The organism is Pseudobutyrivibrio sp. MD2005, assembly GCF_000621865.1.
GTDB lineage: Bacteria > Bacillota > Clostridia > Lachnospirales > Lachnospiraceae > Pseudobutyrivibrio.
Window position 1 is genome coordinate 81815 of sequence record NZ_JHXE01000013.1, and the last position, 25040, is coordinate 106854.

Annotated in this window: 20 protein-coding genes; 14 read left to right on the forward strand and 6 right to left on the reverse strand. The window is 37.8% G+C overall.

Annotation, left to right across the window (positions count from 1 at the left end; genetic code table 11):
- Positions 1-4: 4 nt before the first annotated feature.
- Positions 5-988: a helix-turn-helix domain-containing protein gene (locus T498_RS16160; protein WP_051524611.1), complete on the reverse strand. Its 984-nt coding sequence runs from the start codon at positions 986-988 to the stop codon at positions 5-7.
- A gap of 364 nt (positions 989-1352) precedes the next feature.
- Here T498_RS16160 and T498_RS0105305 point away from each other — a divergent pair, with 364 nt between their 5' ends.
- The 10 genes from T498_RS0105305 to T498_RS0105350 all read left to right on the forward strand — a co-directional run bounded on the left by T498_RS0105305 (position 1353) and on the right by T498_RS0105350 (position 14213).
- The gene (locus T498_RS0105305; RefSeq protein WP_028235017.1) at positions 1353-2735 is read left to right on the forward strand and encodes an ABC transporter substrate-binding protein; all 1383 of its coding nucleotides are present in this window, start codon (positions 1353-1355) and stop codon (positions 2733-2735) included.
- A 68-nt stretch (positions 2736-2803) separates the two neighbouring features.
- Positions 2804-3727, forward strand: coding sequence for a carbohydrate ABC transporter permease (locus T498_RS14965; RefSeq protein ID WP_051524612.1), 924 nt, complete (start codon positions 2804-2806; stop codon positions 3725-3727).
- A gap of 13 nt (positions 3728-3740) precedes the next feature.
- Entirely contained in the window at positions 3741-4589 is an 849-nt protein-coding gene (locus T498_RS0105315) for a carbohydrate ABC transporter permease (RefSeq protein WP_028235018.1), read from the forward strand.
- 3 nt (positions 4590-4592) lie between these two features.
- On the forward strand, positions 4593-5762 hold the full coding sequence (locus tag T498_RS0105320) for an AGE family epimerase/isomerase (protein ID WP_028235019.1): 1170 nt from the start codon (positions 4593-4595) through the stop codon (positions 5760-5762).
- 14 nt (positions 5763-5776) lie between these two features.
- Entirely contained in the window at positions 5777-6949 is a 1173-nt protein-coding gene (locus tag T498_RS0105325; protein WP_028235020.1) for a glycoside hydrolase family 130 protein, read from the forward strand.
- An 11-nt stretch (positions 6950-6960) separates the two neighbouring features.
- Positions 6961-7983 (forward strand): glycoside hydrolase family 130 protein, encoded by a 1023-nt coding sequence (locus tag T498_RS0105330; RefSeq protein WP_028235021.1) that lies wholly within the window; start codon positions 6961-6963, stop codon positions 7981-7983.
- Between the two features lie 30 nt (positions 7984-8013).
- Positions 8014-9069 (forward strand): GDSL-type esterase/lipase family protein, encoded by a 1056-nt coding sequence (locus T498_RS14970; protein WP_036977877.1) that lies wholly within the window; start codon positions 8014-8016, stop codon positions 9067-9069.
- Positions 9070-9071: 2 nt separating this feature from the next.
- Positions 9072-10187 carry an SGNH/GDSL hydrolase family protein gene (locus T498_RS0105340; protein ID WP_028235022.1) on the forward strand — a complete coding sequence of 372 codons (1116 nt, stop codon included), beginning with the start codon at positions 9072-9074 and terminating at the stop codon, positions 10185-10187.
- A gap of 11 nt (positions 10188-10198) precedes the next feature.
- A complete protein-coding gene (locus T498_RS14975; protein ID WP_081779685.1) occupies positions 10199-12562 on the forward strand; it encodes a GH1 family beta-glucosidase in 2364 nt (787 codons plus the stop codon).
- A complete protein-coding gene (locus tag T498_RS0105350) occupies positions 12528-14213 on the forward strand; it encodes a phospho-sugar mutase (protein ID WP_028235023.1) in 1686 nt (561 codons plus the stop codon). The genes T498_RS14975 and T498_RS0105350 overlap by 35 nt, the downstream gene beginning before the upstream one ends.
- A 41-nt stretch (positions 14214-14254) precedes the next feature.
- Here T498_RS0105350 and T498_RS0105355 read toward each other — a convergent pair whose 3' ends face one another.
- From T498_RS0105355 to T498_RS0105375, 5 genes are all read right to left on the reverse strand, one after another.
- Positions 14255-14857 carry a cytidylate kinase-like family protein gene (locus T498_RS0105355; RefSeq protein ID WP_028235024.1) on the reverse strand — a complete coding sequence of 201 codons (603 nt, stop codon included), beginning with the start codon at positions 14855-14857 and terminating at the stop codon, positions 14255-14257.
- Positions 14858-14892: 35 nt separating this feature from the next.
- Positions 14893-15549 carry a hypothetical protein gene (locus T498_RS0105360; protein WP_028235025.1) on the reverse strand — a complete coding sequence of 219 codons (657 nt, stop codon included), beginning with the start codon at positions 15547-15549 and terminating at the stop codon, positions 14893-14895.
- Positions 15546-17045 (reverse strand): TrkH family potassium uptake protein, encoded by a 1500-nt coding sequence (locus tag T498_RS0105365; protein ID WP_028235026.1) that lies wholly within the window; start codon positions 17043-17045, stop codon positions 15546-15548. The genes T498_RS0105360 and T498_RS0105365 overlap by 4 nt, the downstream gene beginning before the upstream one ends.
- 6 nt (positions 17046-17051) lie before the next feature.
- A complete protein-coding gene (gene trkA, locus T498_RS0105370) occupies positions 17052-18440 on the reverse strand; it encodes a Trk system potassium transporter TrkA (protein ID WP_028235027.1) in 1389 nt (462 codons plus the stop codon).
- 77 nt (positions 18441-18517) lie between these two features.
- The gene (locus T498_RS0105375) at positions 18518-19018 is read right to left on the reverse strand and encodes a hypothetical protein (protein ID WP_028235028.1); all 501 of its coding nucleotides are present in this window, start codon (positions 19016-19018) and stop codon (positions 18518-18520) included.
- Between the two features lie 129 nt (positions 19019-19147).
- On the opposite strand from T498_RS0105375, the gene guaA reads away from it, so the two are divergent.
- The 4 genes from guaA (at position 19148) to T498_RS0105395 (ending at position 24981) form a co-directional block, all read left to right on the forward strand.
- Positions 19148-20695 carry a glutamine-hydrolyzing GMP synthase gene (gene guaA / locus T498_RS0105380; protein WP_028235029.1) on the forward strand — a complete coding sequence of 516 codons (1548 nt, stop codon included), beginning with the start codon at positions 19148-19150 and terminating at the stop codon, positions 20693-20695.
- A 538-nt stretch (positions 20696-21233) separates the two neighbouring features.
- On the forward strand, positions 21234-22064 hold the full coding sequence (locus tag T498_RS14980; protein WP_051524613.1) for a hypothetical protein: 831 nt from the start codon (positions 21234-21236) through the stop codon (positions 22062-22064).
- A 138-nt stretch (positions 22065-22202) separates the two neighbouring features.
- Positions 22203-22847 (forward strand): YesL family protein, encoded by a 645-nt coding sequence (locus tag T498_RS14985; protein WP_051524614.1) that lies wholly within the window; start codon positions 22203-22205, stop codon positions 22845-22847.
- Positions 22840-24981, forward strand: a complete 2142-nt coding sequence (locus T498_RS0105395; RefSeq protein ID WP_028235030.1) for a glycoside hydrolase family 3 C-terminal domain-containing protein — start codon at positions 22840-22842, stop codon at positions 24979-24981. Before T498_RS14985 ends, T498_RS0105395 begins: the two co-directional genes overlap by 8 nt.
- Positions 24982-25040 lie beyond the last annotated feature (59 nt).

Genomic DNA, 25040 nt, shown 5'->3' on the forward strand with positions numbered 1-25040 from the left:
ATAATTAGCTAAAGGTTTCTAGTGTAGGGAATAGAATGTTCTCGCTGGAACCTGTTCCTAAATGAGACTGGCGATACTTTAATGGAGTATCGCCAGTTTGGCGTTTAAATAGATTTATAAAATGAGTGGTGTTCTCGATTCCCACTTCACATCCTATAGATACGATGGTTTCATCGGTTTCCAATAGAAATTCCTTTGCTTTATCTATCCTTACCTTATTTAAATATTTTAATGGCGAAGTCTCATAATAAATTGAGAATTCGCGACAAAGTCGATATTTACTGATTTTTAGCTCTTCCTGCAGTGAATCTAGTGTGTGATTTTCATAATACCTTGTATCCAATATTCTTTTAAGCTTTGCAATGTGCAAAGGAATGTTATTAGAAAAAGGATCATTGGGTTGACTGGTTGTGAGCAATCTTACAAAAACGTATTGAAACATAATAGATTCCATATACAAATTGCTTCTTTCTGTGGTTCTAAGAAAGTAGTTTAGCTTTTCTAAGCTGTTGACAATAAATGAATGTAGTTCAAATTTATTATAATAAAAGTATTCATTGCCTTGTTGACTAATGATTTCCTTACAGTAGCTGTCTACCGCGGAACCGCTAATAAAATATAGATAAAGAGAGAGCTCTCTGCTGATAGTTTTTAGTTTATAGCTATTGTTTTTGTATGCTAAAAGAGCAGTCTTTTCTGGACATTGAATGGTTTGTAAGTCATTTCCGAATTCAAGCTTTCCAGAAGCTACATATGCACAGATATAGTAATCTCCGGTGTTGATAATATATTCTATATTTCTATCATAATAGACAGCCCCTCCAAAACAGATATAAGGAAGAGTGTCATCTAATTTATTCTTTGGGTTTTTTCTAAAATTTTCCATGTGAATACATGATGGAAGCTTACCATCAATCATAGCAGGTCTTATTAAATCAATATGATTATGAAGAAAATCCACCTCTTCTGTACTGAAATAGTTATTCATTCTTAACGCTTCTCCTTATCTAAATAGGAGTTCTTGCTGACTTAACAATGATATTGCCAGCAAGAATCCTGCTTTTTCCTTAAACATCCCTCGAAAAGACATCATTATTAGCTAAAAATTAACTGATATAAACTAAAAATGATTAATTGCTAAGTTAAAATATTCTTAATTCGGATTAATATTAGCATAAATTACTAATTATTTCTGGTTATAATTGTCATATTTATCAAAAATAGTCCTAAAAACAATAATAAATGATTTAATGCAATAATAATAGATGATTAATTTATCTGAGTCAATATAATTAAATTAAGTTAACAAAAAGTTAACAGAAATGACCGAACTATTTAGGAGGTAATGGAAAGTGAGAAAGAAGAAAGTATTGGCGGTTTTATTAGCAGGTGCAATGCTTGCTACAGCAACGGGCTGCTCTTCGTCAAAGGGAGGTGATGGAAGCAGTCAGACAGGTGGAGATTTAAAACAATATGCAGATATTGTTTTGGGAGAAGACTTTACCGATCTTGACGCAACAATCACGATGTTCAATAACAGAACAGATTTGGATTCTGACGAATATGGCGGGGTAACATGGAAGGAATACCTTGCAGAATTCAATAAGCTTTATCCAAATATTAAGGTGGAAATCACTACAGATACAAATTATGCAGAGGACTCTCTGACACATCTTCAGTCAGGTGATTATGAAACCATTATGGGTATCCCACATATTGATAAGTCAGACTATAGCACATATTTCTTGTCATATGGAGATTTTGACACAATGAGCCAGCAAATCAATTATGCTGAGGAAAGAATGTATGACCAAGAAGTTTACGGTGTTCCTTTCACAGCAACAGCTCAGGGAATCGTCTATAACAAGAAGGTATTTGAGGAGGCCGGTATAACAGAGCTTCCAACAACTCCAGAAGAATTTTTAGCCGATCTTAAGATTATTAAGGAAAATACAGATGCAATTCCGCTGTACACAAACTATGCAGCAGGATGGACAATGGGTGTGTGGGATATGTACACAGGCATAAGTGCTACAGGTGATTCTACATATAGAAATCAGAAGATGCTTCACACAGCAAATCCATTTAAGGATACAGGCGATTCGACTCATCCATATGCGGTTTACAAGATTCTTTATGATGCAGTTGCCGAAGGATTAACAGAGGATGATTATACAACCACCGATTGGGAAGGTTGCAAAGGTATGATGAATAATGGTGAAATTGCATGCATGGTTCTTGGTTCATGGGCAGTACCACAGATTAAAGGAGCTGGACCAAATGTAGATGATATTGGATACATGGCATTCCCTATCACTGTAGATGGAAAGCAGTATGCTGTAGCAAGTGCAGATTATTGCTTTGGAATAAATGTAAATGCGCCTACAGATGAACAGCAGGCAGCAATCATTTTTGTTAAGTGGATGGCTGAGGAATCTGGATATTCATATAACGAGACTGGACTTCCTATTGCAAAGAAAAATACAGAAACACAGCTTTCATTTGATGGAGTTGAATTCCTTAATGATGCACCAGCGGTAGAGGGTGAAGAAGACTTGCTCAACGAGCTTAACGCTGAATCAGAGCTAAATGTAAATAATGGTGGAGACACTAAGATTCAGGAGATTATAGAGCATGCATCTATCGGAGATATGACATTTGATGAAATCATGAAAGATTGGAATGAAAGATGGTCAGAAGCTCAGGAGGTTTGTGGAGCAAGCATAGACTATTAATATGAAATTTTTCGGGAGGGCCGAAACGTGGCTCTCCCTATAAAAGGAGTTTATTAGGAGGAATTTTTATGGCGACCGCGCTTGGCAATTCTAAAAAATGGATAAAGAGTAGAAAGGGGCAACAGCTTTTAATCTGTGTTGGGTTCACTGTGATTCCTCTATTTTTACTTTTTTTATTCACATATCTTCCGTTTGGGCAGATGGTGAAATTTAGTTTTTATAAAATGAAATATTCCACCCCTGTAGATAAGAGAGTGTTTGTAGGGTGGAGAAATTATTTGGATGTATTTAGCAGAAAGGATTGCTTTGGAGCATTAAAGCTCAGTGTGTATTACTGCATCGGAGCACTTATTCAGTTAGTATTATCTCTTTATTTGGCGACAGTTTTAAGTTTCAAGGTTAAAGCTGGAAATCTATTTAAGGGACTTATGTTTTTCCCTTACTTAATCAGTGGTATTGCAATTGGTTTTATTTTTAAGTTTTTCTACACTAGAGGATTCGTGTTTGATACATTGCTTCAGACACTTGGTATAAATATTGAAAGTCTACCATACTGGCTGAAAGATCAGGCTGTTAATAACTGGTCTTTGGTTGCAACATCAGTATGGAGATATTTTGGTCAGAATATGGTTCTTTTCATAGGAGCAATAATGTCAGTTGACGCTGAACTATATGAGGCTGCTCAATTAGATGGTGCTAATAGATTCCAACAATTTAAGCATATTATTTTGCCTAGCATCAAGACGATTGTTACTTTGAATATTATTCTTTCTATTTCAGGATCACTTTCAGCATTTGAGCCACCTTATGTAATTACAGGCGGTGCAAATGGTACAGGAACATATTTTGTAGTAATGAATGAAATTGCCCACACTAGCCAGAAGGTTGGGTTAGCCAGCGCAATGGCAGTGGTGCTACTAATGCTTATTTTCGGAGTTACTATTCTTCAAAAGCTATTCTTTAAATATGTTTTTAGAAATGTGGACAAATAAGAGGTGGAAAAATATGAAAAGAAATCATTTAAATTTAAAGTCAGCGATAATAATTGTTCTTAAATATTTCTCCCTGTTATTCTTTGGTTTTGTTGCAGTAATACCGGTTATATCCTGCATCATTACTGCTTTCAAAACCTCAGAAGAGTATCAGAACACAAGCGTAATGACTTTACCAAAAAGTTGGCTGAACTTTGATAACTTTATAAAAGCATATACAACAGCAAACATGGGCAGAGCTTTTATTAATTCCCTGATCGTTATGGTATGCGTTCTCATAGTATCGATTATCGTCGGAACTCAGCTTGCTTATGTACTTAATAGATTTAAGTTTCCAGGTAATACACTTATAAGAAATCTGTTTTTGTTTGCTTCATTACTCCCCGGTGTAGCCATGCAGGTAACTGTATACAATATTATGTCTTCCCTCGGATTAATAAATCATTTGTATGGCTACATCATAATGATGTGTGGAACGGATGTAATTTCAATATACATTTTTATACAGTTTATGGAAAACATACCGGTTTCTCTTGATGAATCGGCTATCATCGATGGAGCATCATATTGGACTATTTATTGGAAGATTATGTTGCCACTGCTAAAGCCGGCAATTGTAACATCGTGCATCCTTAAGGGGGTGGGGGTATACAACGAATACTATGCTGCAAACCTTTATCTTCAGGATAAGGATTTACATACTATTGCAACTTCACTTTATACATTCGTTGGCCCAATGGGAAGTCAATACAATCTAATTTGTGCAGGCGTTTTGATTTCGCTTCTTCCAGCATTGATTGTATTTATCATATTCCAAAAGCAGATTTACAGTGGAATTACAGCTGGAGCGGTAAAGGGGTAGGAAATGTTTGTTGAAGAAATTAAAAAAGATTTGATTGAGGATATTATCCCTTTTTGGGAAGGTCTAAAAGACGATGATAACGGAGGATTTTATGGGTATTTAAGCTATGATTTAGAGCTTAATAAGGAGGCCGAAAAGGGCTGCATTTTAAATAGTAGAATCACCTGGTTTTTTGCCAATGCATATATACACTTAAAAGGCAAAAAGCTATTAGATTGTGCGAAGCATGGATATAAATTTATGACAGAAAAATGCTTTGACGGGGAAAATGGAGGTGTGTTCTGGTCATTAGATTATAAAGGGAATCCTCTAGACACCACAAAGCATACTTACAACCAGGCATTTGCTATTTACGCATTATGTGCTTATTACGAGGCTACAAAAGAAACAGTGGCTCTTGATAAGGCTTTGGAACTTTTTAGAATAATCGAGGATAAATGTACCGATGAATATGGATATTTGGAGGCATTTACAATCGATTTCAAGCCAGAGTCTAATGAAAAGCTATCTGAAAATGGAGTAATGGCAGAAAAGACTATGAATACTTTGCTGCATGTGTTGGAAGGATACACACAGTTGTACAAAGTATCAAAAGACAATGAGGTTCTTAAGTGCATTAACAGGATAATGGAGATTATTGAAAAGCATATCTATAATCCAAAGCTTAAGCGTCAGGAAGTGTTCTTTGATAAAAAGTACAATTCGATTCTAGATTTACATTCTTTTGGACACGATATAGAAACAGCATGGCTTGTGGATAGGGCACTTGAAATTGTTGGTGATAATAAGCTTACAGAGCGCATTTCTAATATTACTAAAGCTCTTGCATACAAAACTTACGAGGTGGCGTTCAATGGACATTCATTTGCAAATGAATGTGAAAAAGGTGTAGTTAATGAACATCGTATCTGGTGGGTTCAGGCAGAGGCTGTAGTAGGTTTTATTAATGCATGGCAAAAGACTGGTGATATTAAATTCTTGGAAGCCGCCAAGGCAGAATGGAATTTCATTAAAGAAAATGTAATTGATAAAAGATCTGGTTCTGAGTGGTACTGGGAAGTAGATGCTGATGGAAAGCCATTCGCAGACAGACCAATAGTGGAACCATGGAAATGTCCATATCATAACGGCAGAATGTGCTTTGAGATTATGGATAGGGCAAAAAGTTTATAAGTAGGAGATTTCTAATGTTACACGAAAGATACTATGTTGAAAAGGAAAAACAGGAAGAATTTCTAAATAGAAAAAACGTTAAATCAGATTTTTATAACGGTATTTATGATCGCTACGTATATCCGGTATTAACAAGAGAACATATTCCACTCACTTGGAGATATGATCTTAACCCAGAAACAAATCCATATTTTATGGAACGTCTCGGAATTAATGCCGTGATGAATTCTGGGGCAATTTACCTAAATGGAAAGTATTACCTTATAGCTCGTATAGAGGGCAATGATAGGAAGTCATTCTTTGGAGTTGCAGAAAGTGATAACGGAATTGATGGATTTAAGTTCTGGGATTATCCAATTCTTCTTGATGATGTATGTCCAGAGGAAACTAATGTGTATGATATGCGTCTGACACAGCATGAGGATGGTTATATATATGGAGTATTCTGCTCTGAAAGCAAGGATACATCTGTAAATGATTTATCAGCAGCTGTTGCAGCAGCAGGTATTGTCCGCACTAAGGATTTAAAGACTTGGGAGAGACTTGATAATCTTACAACTCTTAGAAGTCCACAGCAGAGAAATGTTGTTCTTCACCCTGAGTTTGTAGATGGAAAATATGCTTTCTATACACGTCCAATGGATGATTTTATTGATACAGGAAGTGGAAGTGGTATTGGTTTTGGTCTTTGCGATGACATTACACACGCTGTTATCGACGAAGAAAAGATGACAAGCATCAGAAAGTATCACACTATCACAGAGGCAAAAAATGGTGCGGGTGCTACACCTATTAAAACGGATAAATGCTGGCTTCACATTGCTCATGGTGTAAGAAATACTGCAGCGGGGCTTCGTTATGTAATCTATGCTTTTGCGACAGATTTAAAAGACCCTAGCAAGGTAATCGCTGAGCCATCGGGGCTTTTGATTGGGCCAAGAGGCGAAGAGCGAGTTGGTGATGTTTCAAATGTAGTATTTACAAACGGTGCCATCGTTAACGAAAAAAATGAGCTTTTCATTTATTATGCATCAAGTGACACAAGAATGCATGTAGCTACAACAACAATTGATAAGATTCTTGATTATGTATTCAACACTCCAAAGGACCCTGAGAGGTCTGTAGAGTGCGTAGCTCAAAGATGCGAATTAATAAAAAAGAACTTAGAGTTTTTAAATAATAACTAAAGGAGAGAATAATGGGAAAGTATACAATGATTAGCCCTGAAGTAAAGAATGTACCTTGGCAGGATAAGCCACAAGGGCTTAAAGGAGCACCAATCTGGAGATATGATGAGAATCCTATCATCGATAGAAATCCAATTGAAGGTGTTGCAAGAATTTTTAATAGTGCAGTTATGCCTTACGGCGATGAGTTCATCGGAGTATTCAGAGGTGAGCAGACAAACGGAATTCCTTATATCTATTTAGGCCACAGCAAGGATGCAATTCACTGGGACTTCGATCCAGAGAAGATTCCATTTGAGGATGAGGATGGAAAGCCATTTATGCCAAAGTATGCTTATGACCCACGACTTGTAAAGGTTGAGGATGCATATTACATCATTTGGTGCCAGGATTTTTACGGTGCATCAATCGGTGTAGCTAAGACAACTGATTTCAAGAAGTTTGTACGTCTTGAAAATCCATTCATTCCATTTAATAGAAATGCAGTTTTATTCCCAAGAAAGATTAACGGAAATTATGTGATGCTTTCACGACCATCGGATAGTGGACATACACCATTTGGAGATATTTTCCTTAGCGAGAGTCCTGATATGGTTTACTGGGGCAAGCACAGACATGTAATGGGGAAAGGCTCAGAATGGTGGGAGTCAGTAAAAATTGGCGGTGGTGCTGCTCCAATCGAGACATCAGAGGGATGGCTTCTTTTCTATCATGGCGTTTCAGGTACATGCAATGGTTTTGTTTATTCAATCGGTGGTGCAATACTTGATATTGATAATCCATCAATTGTTAAGTACCGCTGTGAGAATTTCTTACTTACACCAGAGCAGTGGTATGAGGAGCGTGGGTTTGTTCCTAATGTATGTTTCCCATGTGCAACAATCCACGATTCAGTTACAGGAAAGATTGCTCTTTATTACGGAGCAGCAGATAGCTATGTAGGCCTTGCATTTACAAATCTCGATGAGATTATCGACTACATCAAGGATCACAGCGTTGTAACTGAAGAAGATACAGAAATCGGAAGAAGATAATTTAATGATATACAAGGGAAGGTAAGAGATATGTTTATTAAGTTTGATAATGAATTCTTGGAATATAGTGGAAGGATTGATTATGAGGCTGATAAATCAATATTTACCTTCCCTTGTTCTTATGTAAAGGTAAAGTTTAAAGGCTGTTATTTAAAAGCAATTGTTGATAACAAACATCTATATTGGGATAACTATTTAGGCATTATTGTCGATGGCAAACAGTCTAAAGTTAAGCTTTTAAATGTGGATGGAAAACAAGAAATAGAGCTTGTTAATATGCAAGATTTGGCTGAGCATGAAGTAATGATCTTCAAAAGGCAAGATAGTTGTCATGAGCTGGGATTTTATGGATTTGAAGCAGATGATGCTGCTACATTAATTAAGCTTCCTAGTAAGCCACAGTTAAAGCTGGAGGTTTATGGAGATAGCGTATCTGCAGGAGAGGTTTCAGAAGCTACAGATTATGTTGGAAAGCCTGATCCTCAGTGGCATCAAGGAGAGCTTTCAAATAGTTACTATTCGTATGCGTGGCTTACAGCTAGAAAACTGAATGCACAGCTTCATGATATTGCTCAAGGTGGGATAGCTCTTTTAGATAATACTGGTTGGTTTAATGAACCTGACTATATAGGAATGGAATCTGTATACAATAAAGTGCGTTATAATCCAGCCTTTGGCGAGGAAATTAAATGGGATTTCAGTAAATATACACCGGATGTAGTCATAGTAGCTATAGGACAAAATGATAATCATCCTGTTGATTATATGGCTAAAGATTATCAGTGCCAGCAGGCTAAAAACTGGAGAGAACATTATCGTAAATACGTATTAACACTGAAAACAATTTATCCCAATGCTCATATAGTTTTGTGCACAACTATTTTGGAGCATCATAAAAACTGGGATATTTCTATAGATGAAATCTGCAAGGAAATTGCGGATGATAAGGTACATCATTTCCTTTTTGAAAATAATGGCGCGGGTACGCCAGGACATATAAGGATACAGGAAGCAGAAAGAATGTCTGATGAACTTGTAGAGTTTATTAAAGGATTAGGAATTTCTGGCTTTAGAAGAGGCGAATAATTATGAAAGAATTTGTTAATTACAAAGATAGTATAAGTAATAGAGGGAATCTGTTCAGACTAAAGCAGGTAATGAAAAAAGCAAATGCTAAGCAGGATATTACCGTTGGATTTATTGGAGGTTCCATTACACAAGGATCGTTAGCAACTTCGGGCAGTAACTGCTATGCCTGGAAAGTTTTTGAGTGGTGGAAGGAGAACTTTAAGGAAACCAACTTTAAATATGTAAATGCAGGAATTGGAGGAACAACTTCTCATTTTGCAGCAGCCAGAGTGGAGTCAGACTTGCTTCAGGCCAAACCGGATTTAGTATTTGTTGAGTTTTCTGTAAATGATGATAGCAATGAACATTTTCTAGAAACCTACGAAGGGCTTGTGAGACATATTTATCTGAGCGAGAGTGCCCCGGCTGTAGTGCTAATAAGCAATGTGTTTTATGATACGGGAGCAAATGCGCAACTTCAACATTCAAAGGTGGCTCGCTATTATGAGCTTCCTCTTATCAGTATGCAAAGTGCAATTTATCCGGCTGTGAGAGATGGAAAAATTTTAGCCAGAGATATTACTCCTGATGATTTGCACCCAAACGATATGGGGCATGAGCTTGTGTCATCTGTGATTAAATTCTTTCTAGATAGGACTTTACAGGAGGTATTGATTGGAGAACAGCCAGCCTTTGAAAAGGGAACAATTCCTCGCCCAATCACGGCTAATACATACGAAAATGCCATCAGAATAGATAATAGAAATTATGAAGCAAAGTGCAATGGATTTGTAGTGGATGAAAGTGACCAACATGATATAACAGATTGCTTTAAGAATGGATGGCTTTCAAATGGTGAAAAAAGTGCAATTGAGTTTGAAGTTGAGTGTAGTGGTGTTGCTGTTCAGTATCGTAAATACGTATCAAAAAATGCACCGATAGCTACTGTTTTAGTGGATGGTGTAATTGGTGCCACACTAGATGCAAACTTCAATGAGACATGGGGGGATAAGTTGGAACTTACTACAGTATTTGAGCATAAGGAATACCAGAAACACAAAATAGCAATTGTAATTGAAACGGGTATTGATAGTAAGAATCCATTTAACTTGGTTTCTTTGATTTTGGCTAGATAGGAAGTGAAAGTATGTTTAAAAAAGATTTTGTATGGGGTGTTGCAAGCAGTGCATATCAGGTAGAAGGTACAGACCCTAATGACGGAAGAGGAGAAGTAATCTGGGACGATTTCCTTGCCGAAGGAAATGGCTATGCTAATCAGACCGCAGAAGTATCCTGTGATCATATGCATCGTTATAAGGAAGACTATGCTCTTATGAAAAACATGGGGATTAAGGCCTATAGATTTTCATTGAACTGGTCAAGAATTTTGCCAGAAGGTACTGGAAAAGTAAATCAGAAGGCTATAGATATGTATAGAGATATGATTCTCACTATGAAGCAAAATGGTATAGAACCATATATCACATTGTTTCATTGGGAATTTCCTAAAGCTCTATATCATAAAGGTGGTTGGCTAAATTCAGAGGTGGTAGATTGGTTTGGAGAGTATGCAAAGATAGTTTCTGAAAATTTTACAGACATATGTACTAATTTTATTACCTTTAACGAGCCTCAATGTGTGGTGCTTTTAGGTCATATGACAGGGGTTCATGCACCTGGAATTAAGGTATCAATCAAGGATTCCTTCTTAATTGCTCACAATCTTCTTAAGGCACATGGAAAAGGTGTTATTAATCTTAGAAAATATGCAAAACAGGACATTAAAATTGGATTTGCACCAACAGGTGGAGTAGCTTATCCATATACTGATTCACCAGAAGATATAGAGGCGGCTAGGAAGGTTTACTTTGGATTCGAAAATCCAATAGAGGAATGGGCATGGAATATTTCATGGTTTTCAGATCCTGTTTTCTTAGGTCGTTATCCAGAGGAAGGCTTAAAGAAATTTGCAGATTATCTTCCAGAAATTACAGAGGAGGACATGGATCTTATTCATCAGCCTATAGATTTTATGGGCCAGAACATATACAACGGATACTATATTCGAAGTGGAGAAAATGGTAAGCCTGAGTATGTTGATAGAGAAGTTGGAAGTCCTGTTACAGCTGTGGATTGGCCTGTTACACCTAGAGCTTTTTATTATGGAATCAAGTTTTTAACAGAGAGATATCCATATCCTTTGTATATTACAGAAAACGGTATGGCTTGCCACGATAATATATCTATTGATGGACGAGTTCATGATTTTGACCGGATTACATTTTTGGATGAATATATCAGTGAAATGCAAAGAGCAGTGGATGAAGGTGCAGATGTAAGAGGCTACTTCTGTTGGACATTCCTTGACAACCTTGAGTGGGAAAAGGGCTTTAAGGAACGCTTTGGACTGGTATACGTTGATTATCATAATCAGCGAAGAATTGTAAAGGATTCAGGATATTGGTACAAACGTCTTATAGAGACTAACGGCATGAGCCTATCCGTAAATACGATAAATAAACAAATTCTGTTCCTGGACCCAGTATGCACTCATAATATTTGGGGAGGTTCAAAACTTCATGATGATTTTGGATATAAGGAAGAGGGACAGGATGTAGGCGAGTGCTGGGGTATTTCTGCTCACCCAAATGGTGATGGAAAAAACAAATATGGACCATATGAGGGGTGGAAGCTATCGGAGCTGTGGGAAAAGCATCCTGAGGTGTTTGGAAATCTTGATTTAGATAGATTCCCACTTTTGGTTAAGCTGATAGACGCAAGAGATGATCTTAGTATTCAGGTTCATCCGGATGATAGCTATGCTAAGGTACATGAAAATGGCAGCTTCGGAAAGACAGAGTGTTGGTATGTATTGGATTGTCCGGAGGATGCAAGCCTTGTAATTGGACATAATGCATCTTCGAAGGAAGAGCTTGAGTCGATGATTGAGAAAGGCAAATGGAACGATTTGATTAGAGAGATTCCTGTTAGAAAGGGAGATTTTATTCAGATTGATCCTGGTACTGTTCATGCTATTAAGGGCGGTCTTCTTATTCTTGAGACTCAGCAGAATAGTGATATTACTTATCGTGTATACGATTATGATAGATTATCGAATGGAAAGCCACGTGAACTACATATTAAGCAGAGTGAGGATGTTATAACAGTTCCGGCAAAGGATCCAGCAAAGTGCGTGATTCACACAGGAAATTCTATTACAAATGAATTGGTCCCATTATATAGCTGTGATTTTTACAGTGTGTTCCATCTCAATCTTGATGGTGATATTTCCTTTAGACAGAAATATCCATTTTTGAATATGACTGTTACAGACGGAAGTGGAATAATTAATGGACAGCCAATCAAAAAGGGAGATAATTTTATCATTCCGAATGATTTTGGCAGAGTGGAAATTACAGGAAAGCTGCAGGCTGTATTGTCGACAGCAGATAGAATTAAGGAAAAGGGGGAAGAAAATGAGTTATATAGAGACTTACGAAGTGTGGTGTAACGCGGCTACCGAAGATAAAGATGTTGTAGATGAATTAAAACAAATTGCTGGAGATGAAGCAAGGATTGAAGATGCTTTTTATAGAAATCTTGCCTTTGGCACAGGGGGACTTCGAGGAGTAATTGGCGCAGGCACTAACAGAATGAATATTTACACTGTTAGAAAAGCATCTCAGGGATTGGCCAATTATGTTATCAAGAATTTTGATGTGCAAGATAGAAAAATTGCCATTAGCTTTGATTCCAGAATAAAAGCTGATTTATTTGCAAAGACGGCAGCTTCTGTTTTTGCAGCAAATGGCATTAAGGTTTTTATTTATTCAGAATTAATGCCAACTCCTTGCCTTTCGTACGCGGTAAGAGCGCTAAATTGTGCAGCAGGAATAATGGTTACAGCTTCTCATAATCCATCTAAATACAACGGCTATAAGGTATATGGTTCTGATGGTTGTCAGATTACAACAGAAGCTGCAGCAGAAATACTAGAGGAAATAGAAAATGTTGATACTTTTGAGACAGTTAAAACGATTGATTATGAGACTGCATTACAAAATGGTAATGTGGCGTATATAGCAGATAACGTATATACGGATTTTATAAATGAGGTGTTGGGACAGAGCCTTGTGAGCTCAGAGGAGATAAATAAGGATGTAGCAATCGTGTATTCTCCGTTAAATGGTACTGGTTTAAAACCTGTAACTAGAGCTTTAAAGGAAGCTGGCTACACAAATATCACATTGGTTGAGGAGCAGAAGAATCCAGATGGAAACTTCCCAACCTGCCCTTATCCTAATCCAGAGATTAAGGAAGCCATGGCTCTTGGTATGGAATATGCTAAGAAATGCAATGCAGATCTTTTACTTGCTACAGATCCTGACTGCGATAGAGTAGGCATTGCTGTTAAAAATTCTAAGGGTGAGTATGTGCTTTTGACTGGCAATCAGACAGGTTGTTTGCTATTGGATTACGTGTGTTCAATGCGTATGAAGAATGGCACTATGCCACAGGATGCAGAAGTTGTAAAGACTATTGTTACTACTGATTTAGGTGAGCAGATTGCGGCAAATTATGGTGTTAAGACTGTAAATGTGCTTACAGGTTTTAAGTTTATAGGTGAAGAAATTGGTCTTCTTGAAAAGAAGGAAAAAGCTGATTCCTACATATTCGGATTCGAGGAAAGCTATGGCTACCTTAGTGGTTCATATGTGAGAGATAAGGATGCCGTTGATGGTGCGTTTCTGATTTGCGAGATGTTTGCTTACTACAAGACTCGTGGTATCAGTTTGCTTGATAAACTTGAAGAACTATATGCTAAGTATGGATATTGCCTTAATACATTACATTCGTACGAATTTGAAGGCTCTTCAGGGCTGGAAAAGATGCAGAATATAATGGCAGTAATGCGAGATGATATGCCAGAAATTGGTGGTGTCAAAGTCGTGAGAGTAAATGATTATCTTAAGGGAATAGATGGATTACCAAAATCAGATGTAATTAAATTCTATCTTGATGGAAATGGTTCGGTGGTAGTTAGACCTTCAGGTACAGAGCCAAAGATGAAAGTTTACATTTCAATCACAGCATCAAATGAAGATAGCGCTAGAGTTAAGGAGCAAGCTATAGTGGCTTTTATGGAGCAATTCCTTAGTTAACTAAAAAATAGCATCGCAAATGCGATGCTATTTTGCTTATTCTATTCTGGAAATGCATTTGCAAGTTCACATATTGTCTTTACACACATTTCTTCACCAAGCGAACCACTGTCTAGGATAACATCATATTCTCTGAAATCACCCCAGTTTTTATCTGTGTAATACTTGTAGTATGTTTTACGCTGCTTATCTTTTTTTGCAAGACGTTTTTCGATACTAACGTTTTCGATATTCTCGTAGCGCTCTAAAACACGTTTCTTACGGTGTTCCATATCGGCATGAATCATAACGTTCATGCAGCGCACACCTTCTTTTCTAAGGATATAATCTGCGCATCTACCAACAATTACACAAGGTCCTTTGCTGGCGCAATCTAGGATTACTTTCTTCTGAGCTATGAAAATTTCATCCTGAGGACTTTGGAAATACATTGTACCTGCTGCAGATATATCAAACCACATTGCAGTTGAAGATGTGTATTCGCCCTGAGTCTCTATCAGTTCTTTTGCGTAGCCGCTTTCAACAGCTACACGATTTACAATTTCACCATCATAAAATGGGATATTTAACTGCTTTGCAACAGCTTCTCCAATGCTATGACCGCCGCTGCCGAATTCTCTTGAGATAGTAATTACTGGATACATAGTGGCCCCCTCCAATCATTTTTCTTATTTATAGTTTAAAAAAAATCGCATAAAAAGTCAAAAAGAGTCTTATTTGTCTGATTATTTATGCAGGCTTCCTGTTCAGCCATTTCTCCTGAATCGCCACAGATATCAACACCAATAATCTGCCTGTTTGAAAGGATTTGTGAAATATAATCTTTCATTTTATCTAGTGTCATATCACCCTGATCCCAATCAGTGATAGCATGGTCAGTGCTTAACACATCTTTATCTATTGATACGTAGATTGGCATATCAGTAGGAATAGTAGATATGTCTGGAACATCTCCAACGCCGAAAGTGTAGACGTTCTTCATATGTGGAAGTGTTTCTGACGCTTCAAGCACCCATCCTCCGCAGGATGTAATATCACCAAAACTAGGAGGCTGATTGTCTGGGTGATGATCAAATAGTATTAGATTAAAATCGGTCTCTATTTTTGATAACCAGAGAAGGGAGAGATAGTGATAGTTTCCCGAATCTATAAAATGAATTCCATTTACAGAGGCAACGTCCATTTGTTTTAGAATCTTGGCTTTTGCCTCATCATCAAGATAACAGCGTGTGCCCTCTAAATCTTTGAAATCCATAATGTTTAAATTTTCAATTGAATTGTAAAATGACTGATGCTCGTATGCATCAGTCATCTTCATTAAAGTTGTCATTATCATTTTTTTAAAATTTTTCCTGCATTTTTTAGTTCTTTGCAACGTCTCTTAGAGAACAAATCTTTCCATATCACTGGATGGAAGAGCATAAGTATTGGGAATAATTCAAGTCGTCCTGCAAGCATATCAAATATCAAAACAAGCTTTGATACATCTGAGAAGAATGCAAAATTGGCCGCTGGACCAACTAAACTCATACCAGGTCCAATGTTGCTCATTGTAGCAATGACTGCAGTAAAGATTGTTGAAAAATCTAAGTTCTCAAATGAAAGTATAAATACGCTTACGAAAAATGTAAGCATAAATGTACCGAAAAATACATTGTTTGAACGGATTGTGTCATGTGTTACAGGCTTACCATCAAGGATTGTCTTTCTGACGCTGCGTGGATGAATATAGCTGATAAGCTCTTTGTGAACAGCTTTGCCCATAAGCACGAATCTCGATACCTTGATTCCACCACCAGTGGAACCGGCACATGCACCAATAAACATTAACAGTACAAGCACACAACGGCTAGTCTGAGGCCATACAGCAAAATCCGCAGTTGAAAATCCAGTAGAGGACTGGATAGATGTAACTTGGAATGCTGCTTTTGTAAGGGCGTCAAATAAACCAGCACTGCTGCCTAAAATATTGAATGTAATGATTCCAATTGATGTCAAAGTTAGAAAAGTGTACATTTTAACTTCTTCCATCTTAAATGCTTCTTTTACATGATGGAACATAATACAGTAATAGAAGTTAAAGTTAACACCGAAAATAAACATAAATATAGCAACTATCCACTGACATTTAACATTGAATGCTGCAATACTGTTAGCATATATTCCAAAGCCTCCAGTTCCAGCTGTTGCAATTCCAGTGTTGATTGCTTCGAATGGTGTCATTCCTGCTAAAAGCAAAAGAATAATTTCTAAAGCTGTAAGACCAAGATAAATTAAATAAAGCATCTGTGCGGTATTTCTTAACTTTGGAACAAGCTTTCCAACTGATGGACCTGGGGATTCAGCCTTCATAAGATTGAACTGAGAGCCATCTCCACCAGCAAGAGGGATTACTGTAAGTAAGAATACCAATACACCCATACCACCGACAAGGTGAGTGAAGCTTCGCCAAAAAAGAGAAGCATGGGTGAGTCGCTCTACATTATCAACAATGGATGCCCCAGTAGTAGTAAAGCCTGATACAGACTCAAACAGTGCATCGATATAGTGAGGGATTTCTCCGGTGATGTAAAGTGGAAGCGCACCAATTACTGATAGCACAACCCAGGATGCACCTGTGCAGAAGAAACCATCTTTTAAATAAAATGAATGATTCTTTGGTTTGAAGTAGCTGTTTGCAATGCCTATTATGAGGCAAGGAAAAGCAACAATCGCGTAATCAAACCAAACTGGCTCATGGTATATAAAGGCTACAAGTACTGGCAGCATCAAAAACAATCCCATAAAGCCCACAACATATCCTAAAATAAAACGTATAACGGAATGATTCATATCTGACTACCTCAAAGTATCTTGTATTGTGGCAAATCCAGTGTGGGTGGTGACAACCATTACTGTATCGCCAACCTCTATTGTGTCTGAACCACTTGGAATGATGATTGTACCATTGCGGTTAATAAATGCAATAAGCACATTATCCTTAAATTGAAGAACTGAAAACGGTACGCCAGTAGCTTTAGACTTTTCGCTGATATTAAACTCAATTGCCTCAACCTGTTGATCGAATAAGTGAGACAGGGTAAGTATATCGTTGCCATCGCCAGACGCGCTTTTTGCACGGACATAAGCTATGATAGATTCAGCTGTAATGTGGCGAGGATAGATAATTGAACCAAGATTCAACTGGGATATAACGTTGTCGAAATTGATTCTATTTACTTTGGTGATAACCTTGGCATTACTAACTTGATTAGCATAAAGAGTCAATAATATGTTTTCCTCATCAATACCTGTAAGAGGAACAAAACTTTCTACATATTCTATACCTTCTTCTCGAAGTAAAGCCTCGTCGCCGCCGTCGCCATTAATGATTGTTGCCTTTGGCAGAGCAATAGAAAGCTCTTCGCAACGTGTTTTATCTCTTTCAATGATTCGGACAGAGATTTTGGCCTGCAAAAGAAGTTTTGCTAAATAGTAGGAAGCTTTGCCTCCTCCTACGATAAGACAATCTTTTACCTGTCGTGTCTTAAATCCGATTTCATTTAAGAATGTACGGGCAAATCTTCTTGCACCAACGGCACAGACAATATCATTGGCCTTTAAAATATAATCACCAGTAGGGATGATAACCTCATCCTCGTGCTTTACAGCTGTGATAAGCACTTTGCTTGAAATGTTTGAACTTAAGTCTCTTATTGTAAGACCATCAAGTACGTTGCCGTCTTCAATTTTGAACTCAACAAGCTCAGCCTGGCCGTGAGCGAATGATGAAACCTCGAGAGTAGATGGCAGTGAGAGAATTGAAGAAATCTCTCTTGCAGCTTCTAGCTCTGGGTTAATAATCATTACAAGACCAAGCTTCTCCTGTAAATATGAAATTTCCTTTGAGTAATCTGGATTACGAACTCTGGCTATTGAAGCACAGTCGCCCACCTGTTTAGCGATTGTGCAGCATAGGAGATTTAGTTCGTCTGAATTGGTAACTGCAATTATGAGATCAGCGTCTTTGATACCTGCCTCTACCTGAATACTGTAGCTGGCACCATTACCTTTGATACCCATAATGTCATATAGATTTGTAAGATAGTCTATTCTATCTTGATGTTGATCGATAATTACGATATCATGCCCCTCTTTGGAGAGTCTATCAACAAGAGTACGACCGACTTTTCCGCATCCAACGATTATTATTTTTAGTCCTCGTTTTGAGGATCTGTTAAAAACCATTTTATTGCCTCCGAATATAATGATAGGGCACAAATATACCCATTCATACTCTAGTCCAAAAGGGGAAAAAGTTCAAGTCATAAACGGACATCAACCTTACGTGTTATCCTTTTGGCAGCATCATAAACTTCTTTTAGGTATTTGGAATCGTTATCAAAGAACTTTGAAAACTTTTCTGCCGAGTAAGTTTTTGAGGCTTTATCATAAAGTGACATAGTTCCAGTCTTATCTACACTAATGCCTATTTTTTGCAGCTCAGAAGAATATTCATTATTTAGTCTTTTTAGTTTTGATACAGCATTGCGCACAGAAGTGTCGCCAGCACCATATTTGTTTGCAGAAGTGATAGCATTGTTCATGGTATCTGTAAAGGCCTGGAGCTTTTCTTGAATCTGATCTTTGGTAGCGCTTTCGAAATCGTATTCTTCAAGCTTTCTGACGGCATTGCGCAAAGCACTGGCATCAGCCATTGAAAGCGTACCAGTACTGGCAGCTTTTCTAGTAGCTCCGGTAGCCACAGAAGAATAGCTGTGATAAAACATTCTTAAACTTAATGAACTAGTTGCTGCAATATTCATAAAAACTCCTTTGTGTAGACTTCTAATTATTGTATCGAATAAAATCCTATTTAATTAAGGTTTTGGTTGAAGAAATCGAATAATTCTTATATACTTAATGAAATTAAAAAAGGAATTAAAGGAGCGTCTATGAATCAGGAGAAAATCATCGTTATTGATTTTGGCGGTCAGTACAATCAGCTTGTAGCCCGTCGTGTAAGAGAATGTAATGTCTACTGTGAAATCTATTCTTATCGTACCCCAATTCAGCAGATAAAAGAAATGAATCCAAAGGGAATCATCTTAACAGGTGGTCCTAATTCATGTTATGAAGAAGGTGCGCCTACATACACTAAGGAATTGTTCGAGTTAGGCATTCCAGTGTTAGGTCTTTGCTATGGTGCACAGCTTATGATGCATGTACTTGGAGGCAAAGTAGAAAAGGCACCAGTACGTGAATATGGAAAGACTGACACATTTATTGATGGTGCAAAAAACACATTATTCGCTGGGGTTGAGGATTCAACAGTTGTTTGGATGAGTCATTTTGATTACATCTCGGCAGTAGCACCAGGATTTGAGATTATTGCTCATACAGCAGATTGTCCAGTTGCTGCAGCTGCTAACGAGGCTAAAAAGCTTTACGCTATTCAGTTCCATCCAGAAGTACTTCACACTGTAAAAGGTAAGGAAATACTTCATAATTATGTTAGAAACATTTGTGAAACAGCTGGCACATGGCGCATGGATTCCTTTGTAGAGCAGACTATCGGAGAAATTCGAGAGAGAGTTGGCGACGGTAAAGTACTTCTTGCTCTTTCTGGCGGTGTTGATTCATCAGTACTTGCGGCCCTTCTTGCTAAGGCTATTGGCAAACAGCTCACTTGCGTATTTGTAGACCACGGTCTTCTTCGTAAAAACGAAGGCGACGAGGTTGAAAGCGTATTTGGCGAGGCTGGTTCATTTGACATTAACTTCGTTCGTGTAAATGCAGCAGAGCGTTACTACGCAAAGCTTGCAGGTGTTACAGAGCCAGAGCAGAAGCGTAAGATTATCGGTGAGGAATTTATCCGTGTGTTTGAGGAAGAGGCTAAAAAGATTGGTACTGTAGACTTCTTGGCTCAGGGTACTATTTACCCAGACGTTGTTGAGTCAGGCCTAGGCGGTGAGTCAGTTGTTATCAAGTCTCACCACAACGTAGGCGGTCTTCCTGATTATGTTGATTTCAAGGAAATCATCGAGCCACTTCGTAACCTTTTCAAGGATGAGGTTCGTAAGGTTGGTTTAGAGCTTGGCCTTCCAGAATACCTTGTATTCCGTCAGCCATTCCCAGGACCAGGTCTTGGTATCCGCATCATTGGTGAAGTTACAGCAGAAAAGGTTCGCATAGTTCAAGATGCTGATTATATTTATCGTACTGAGCTTGCTGAGGCAGGACTTAAGAAGCTTCCTGATCAGTATTTCGCAGCCCTTTCAAACATGCGCTCAGTAGGCGTTATGGGTGACGAGCGTACTTACGACTACGCAGTAGTCCTTCGTGCAGTTGAAACTATCGATTTCATGACAGCAGAGGCTTCTGAAATCCCATTTGAAGTACTTCAGCGAGTTATGAGCCGTATCATAAACGAGGTTAAGGGAGTTAACCGCGTAATGTATGATTTGACAAGCAAGCCACCTGGAACAGTGGAATTAGAATAATTATTTAAAGCCATGAAAACATTGCAGTTGCAATGTTTCCATGGCTTTTTTGTTTTCAAAGAGTATACAGCACCAATAGAATTGGAAGTGTATGTTGACATTTGGGAATCCAAGCGTTATATTATTCACTATCATTTGTTCTTTTACAATAATATATCACATTTATGGCAGGTTATTTCATTTCGCCATATTATCCCGTTGTGTTTTTTTTAGTATTTTTGTTATTTTTTTGCGCGATGCAACCCATTGGCAGTTTTATTAACTTTGGGATGATTGCAATATTTTAGGTATGCAACCCATTTGTTTGAAAAACTTGTTTGGGATGCATAGTTGAATTAGTAGATGCATCCCATATGAGAAAAAAAGCTAATAGGGATGACTCCAGTGATGCTTAAGTGGTGTTGTAGAGGGGAAATCAGAGACTTTTTTGGTAAATACATGAAATCTATGCAACCCAAAAGCATAAAAAGCGTAAATGGGATGCATAGTGAAAAAATAAAATAATTTTCATGCATCCCAAAAGTAAAAAAAAGAAAAAATGGATGATTTTAGAAAGGAATTAAAGGAGAGATTGAGAAATTATAGGAAAGAGCTAGAAGCGCAGTTAAGAGAACTAGATGTTTTGATAAAACAAAATGAGAAGTATCTGGCAAAACTAAGTAATCTACCAGAGTATGGAGTAAAAGCTACAACTGTGCGAGGCTGTCAGCAATACTATTTGATAGATAAAGAAACTGGAAAGCGTGAATATGCAGGGCTACCAAAATTAAAGCTTGTAAAAAAATTGATTCAGAGGGATTATGCAATAGCAGTAGATAAGAAATTAGTTGAGTTGAGGAAGAAATTAAGCAAATTTATTGCAAATTATGATTCCAGTGAAATTGAAGATGTATATGAGAAGTTGTCTGAGGCTAGAAAGAGCGTTATCGTTCCAATAATAGAGCCAAATGAAGCTTATATATATAGATGGATTGAGGCTCATCCTGGAAATCAAAACCCATTTCCAGAAGAAGGTTTATACAAGACAAATCGTGGAGAGATGGTTCGCTCTAAATCAGAAAAGATTATCGCGGATGCATTGGAAAAGTATAATGTGCCATATCAATACGAGCCTATGCTTGAGCTTGGATATAATACAATTTATCCTGATTTTGTAGTCCTAAATCTAAGAACACGAAAGACCGTATATTGGGAACATTTAGGCTTGGTTTCGGATATAGAGTATGCTACGAAGAATTTTAAGAAACTCCAAGACTATGAAAGAAATGGTTTTGTTTTAGGTAGAGATTTGATCACGACTATGGAGTCTGCTGATACACCAATTGATGTTAAGCTTGTTGAAGAGAAAATAAAAGAGTTTTTGTTGTAGGTTGGCAATATATAGAAGCATGAGAAAATACATAAGAAGCATGACTATAATTTATCCCACTATTATCTACAGTTTATCTGTAGATAGTAGTGGGATTATTTTTTAAAATTTGAATAGCAAGTAAAAGGAGAAGTATTTATGAGTTTTTTTAGACCTGACAGTGAGTTTATGGAATTCTTAGGCAAGGTAACAGACTATATTATTATTAACATACTTACATTAGTTTTTTCTTTGCCAATAATTACCATCGGGGCTGCTCATACAGCAAAATTCTACACTTCAATGAAGATGGCTAGAGGTGAGGAACCTAGTGCAGTGAAAAGCTATTTTAAATCATTTAAAGAGAATTTTGTACAGATAACGATTGCTTGGATTGTTGTATTAATCATTGGAATTGTTTTAGCACTTGATTGGTACAATGTTTTCTATGGGATTGGTAAGAATATGCCGTTTATAGGAAAGGCTGCTTTAGGAGTAATAAGTTTTGTTGCATGGTCGGTAGCGTATTGCATGTTTGTATTTGAAGCTAGATTTAAGGTGACACTTAAAGAACTATTTAAGGCTTCGATGGTAATGGCACTTTTAAACTTTCCAAGAATGGTGTTGATTTTTATAGTGACTTTTTTGCCTTACATAATATGTGCATGGTATATCAGCTGGGGACTGGCTATATGGATTTTATGTACCACAGTGTCACTATATTATATTAGTAGAGAATTCAATCATCAGCTTGAAATGGTTCAGGTAAATGATTCTACAGATGGAGGGGAATGTAATGAATAAGGAAACAATGAAGCGAGCTAAAGAGTTAGTTTCCCAAATGACAATAGAGGAAAAATGCTCACAGATGCTCTATCATGCGGCAGCTATTGAGAGGCTTGGGATTCCTAGATATAACTGGTGGAATGAAGCACTTCATGGTGTTGCAAGAGCTGGTGATGCCACAGTATTTCCACAGGCTATAGGTCTTGGCGCTACATTTGACGAAGAGTTGGTTCAGGCAATCGGTGATGTTACATCTACCGAGGGACGAGCAAAGTTCAATCAGTTGTCTAAGCACGATGACAGAGACATCTACAAGGGTCTTACCTATTGGGCTCCAAATGTGAATATCTTCAGGGATCCAAGATGGGGACGTGGACATGAAACTTATGGTGAGGATCCTTATCTGACAGGCCAGCTTGGCATGGCTTATGTTAAGGGACTTCAGGGAGATGATTTGGATAATCCAAAATCTGCGGCTTGCGCAAAGCATTTTGCTGTTCATTCAGGGCCAGAGGCCGATAGACATCATTTTGATGCTAAGGTTAATGACCAGGATTTGTATGATACATATCTCTATGCTTTCAAGCGCCTTGTTAAGGATGCCAAGGTTGAGGCTGTAATGGGAGCTTACAACAGAGTTAATGGTGAGCCAGCCTGTGGCAGCAAGAGATTGCTTAAGGATATCCTAAGAGGAGATTGGGGCTTTGAAGGTCACGTGGTTTCAGATTGCTGGGCAATCAGAGATTTCCACGAGAATCATAAGGTGACCACTTGTGAGGTGGAATCTGCAGCCCTTGCTGTTAATAACGGCTGTGATTTGAACTGCGGTTGTGTATATGAAAAGCTTCTCTATGCATATAAAGCTGGTCTTGTTACAGAAGATACAATTACAGAATCTGTAGAAAGATTAATAGAGCTTCGCCTTCGCCTTGGAACACTTCCAGAGCGAGGAAGCAAATATGATGATGTGCCATACGAGATGGTTGAATGCAAGGAACACAAGGAGCTATCGATTGAAGCTGCTAAACGTTCTATGGTGCTTCTTAAGAATGATGGAATTCTTCCACTTAAAAAAGATGATATCAAAACAATCGGAGTGATTGGACCAAACTCAAACTCAAGAATTGCACTTGTTGGAAACTATGAGGGCATTTCTTCTGAATATATCACAGTGCTTGAAGGCATTCAGCACTATGTTGGAGAAGATGTGCGAGTATTCCATTCCGATGGCACCCCTCTTTGGAAGGATAGAATGCATGTGCTTTCGGAGGCAAGAGATACATTTGCAGAGGCTATGACAGTTGCTGAACATTCAGATGTTGTAGTTCTTGCGATGGGCCTTGATTCCACAATTGAGGGCGAGGAAGGCGATGCTGGAAACGAGTTTGGTAGTGGAGACAAGAAGGGATTGAAGCTTCCAGGCTTGCAGCAGGAGCTCGTTGAGAAGATTACAGCTATAGGAAAGCCTGTGGTACTTCTTGTTCTTGCAGGTTCTGCACTTGATCTAAGATGGGCAGACGAAAACGTAAATGCGATAATCCAGTGCTGGTATCCAGGAGCAAGAGGTGGAAAAGCTATTGCAGAAGTTCTATTTGGAGAAGATAGTCCATCTGGAAAACTTCCACTTACCTTCTATAAATCAGATAAAGATTTGCCTGATTTTAAGGATTACTCAATGGAAGGCCGCACTTATAGATACTTTAAAGGGACACCACTTTATCCATTTGGCTATGGACTTAGTTATTCTAAGGTTGAGTATCTAGATGCTTCAATTGATAAGAATGAAGGTCAGATTGGCGATACATTTACAGTAAAAGTTAATGTAAAGAATGTTGGTGACTATGCTATTCATGAAACAGTGCAGTTGTATGTTAAGGATTTAGAGGCGAGCACAAGGGTTGCTAATTTTACATTAAGAGGAATAAAGAAAGCTCATTTGCTTCCAAATGAAACAAAGAATGTAAGCTTTGAATTAAATGCTAGGGACTTTGCAATAATTGATGAAAATGGAAGATGCATTGTTGAACCGGGTGCCTTTAAAATTTACGTAGGAGGACAACAGCCTGACGCAAGAAGCACTGAGCTTACAGGAATTAAATGCGATGAATTTGAAGTCGTTCTTAAGGGAGAGGTTACAGAAGTAGAATATTAGTATTAAGCTTTCATGCTTATATATTAAATAGCCGCTTAAGGCTAAAAGGAGGATAATGT

Coding starts and splice junctions, on each gene's coding strand:
- T498_RS0105350 (WP_028235023.1), top strand. CDS start 12,528: ATGAGTTATATAGAGACTTACGAAGTGTGGTGTAACGCGGCTACCGAA.
- T498_RS0105395 (WP_028235030.1), top strand. CDS start 22,840: ATGAATAAGGAAACAATGAAGCGAGCTAAAGAGTTAGTTTCCCAAATG.
- T498_RS0105365 (WP_028235026.1), bottom strand. CDS start 17,045: ATGAATCATTCCGTTATACGTTTTATTTTAGGATATGTTGTGGGCTTT.
- T498_RS0105355 (WP_028235024.1), bottom strand. CDS start 14,857: ATGTATCCAGTAATTACTATCTCAAGAGAATTCGGCAGCGGCGGTCAT.
- T498_RS14975 (WP_081779685.1), top strand. CDS start 10,199: ATGTTTAAAAAAGATTTTGTATGGGGTGTTGCAAGCAGTGCATATCAG.
- T498_RS0105325 (WP_028235020.1), top strand. CDS start 5,777: ATGTTACACGAAAGATACTATGTTGAAAAGGAAAAACAGGAAGAATTT.
- T498_RS0105360 (WP_028235025.1), bottom strand. CDS start 15,549: ATGATAATGACAACTTTAATGAAGATGACTGATGCATACGAGCATCAG.
- T498_RS14970 (WP_036977877.1), top strand. CDS start 8,014: ATGTTTATTAAGTTTGATAATGAATTCTTGGAATATAGTGGAAGGATT.
- T498_RS14965 (WP_051524612.1), top strand. CDS start 2,804: ATGGCGACCGCGCTTGGCAATTCTAAAAAATGGATAAAGAGTAGAAAG.
- T498_RS14980 (WP_051524613.1), top strand. CDS start 21,234: ATGGATGATTTTAGAAAGGAATTAAAGGAGAGATTGAGAAATTATAGG.
- T498_RS0105320 (WP_028235019.1), top strand. CDS start 4,593: ATGTTTGTTGAAGAAATTAAAAAAGATTTGATTGAGGATATTATCCCT.
- T498_RS0105315 (WP_028235018.1), top strand. CDS start 3,741: ATGAAAAGAAATCATTTAAATTTAAAGTCAGCGATAATAATTGTTCTT.
- T498_RS0105340 (WP_028235022.1), top strand. CDS start 9,072: ATGAAAGAATTTGTTAATTACAAAGATAGTATAAGTAATAGAGGGAAT.
- T498_RS16160 (WP_051524611.1), bottom strand. CDS start 988: ATGAATAACTATTTCAGTACAGAAGAGGTGGATTTTCTTCATAATCAT.
- guaA (WP_028235029.1), top strand. CDS start 19,148: ATGAATCAGGAGAAAATCATCGTTATTGATTTTGGCGGTCAGTACAAT.
- T498_RS0105330 (WP_028235021.1), top strand. CDS start 6,961: ATGGGAAAGTATACAATGATTAGCCCTGAAGTAAAGAATGTACCTTGG.
- T498_RS14985 (WP_051524614.1), top strand. CDS start 22,203: ATGAGTTTTTTTAGACCTGACAGTGAGTTTATGGAATTCTTAGGCAAG.
- trkA (WP_028235027.1), bottom strand. CDS start 18,440: ATGGTTTTTAACAGATCCTCAAAACGAGGACTAAAAATAATAATCGTT.
- T498_RS0105375 (WP_028235028.1), bottom strand. CDS start 19,018: ATGAATATTGCAGCAACTAGTTCATTAAGTTTAAGAATGTTTTATCAC.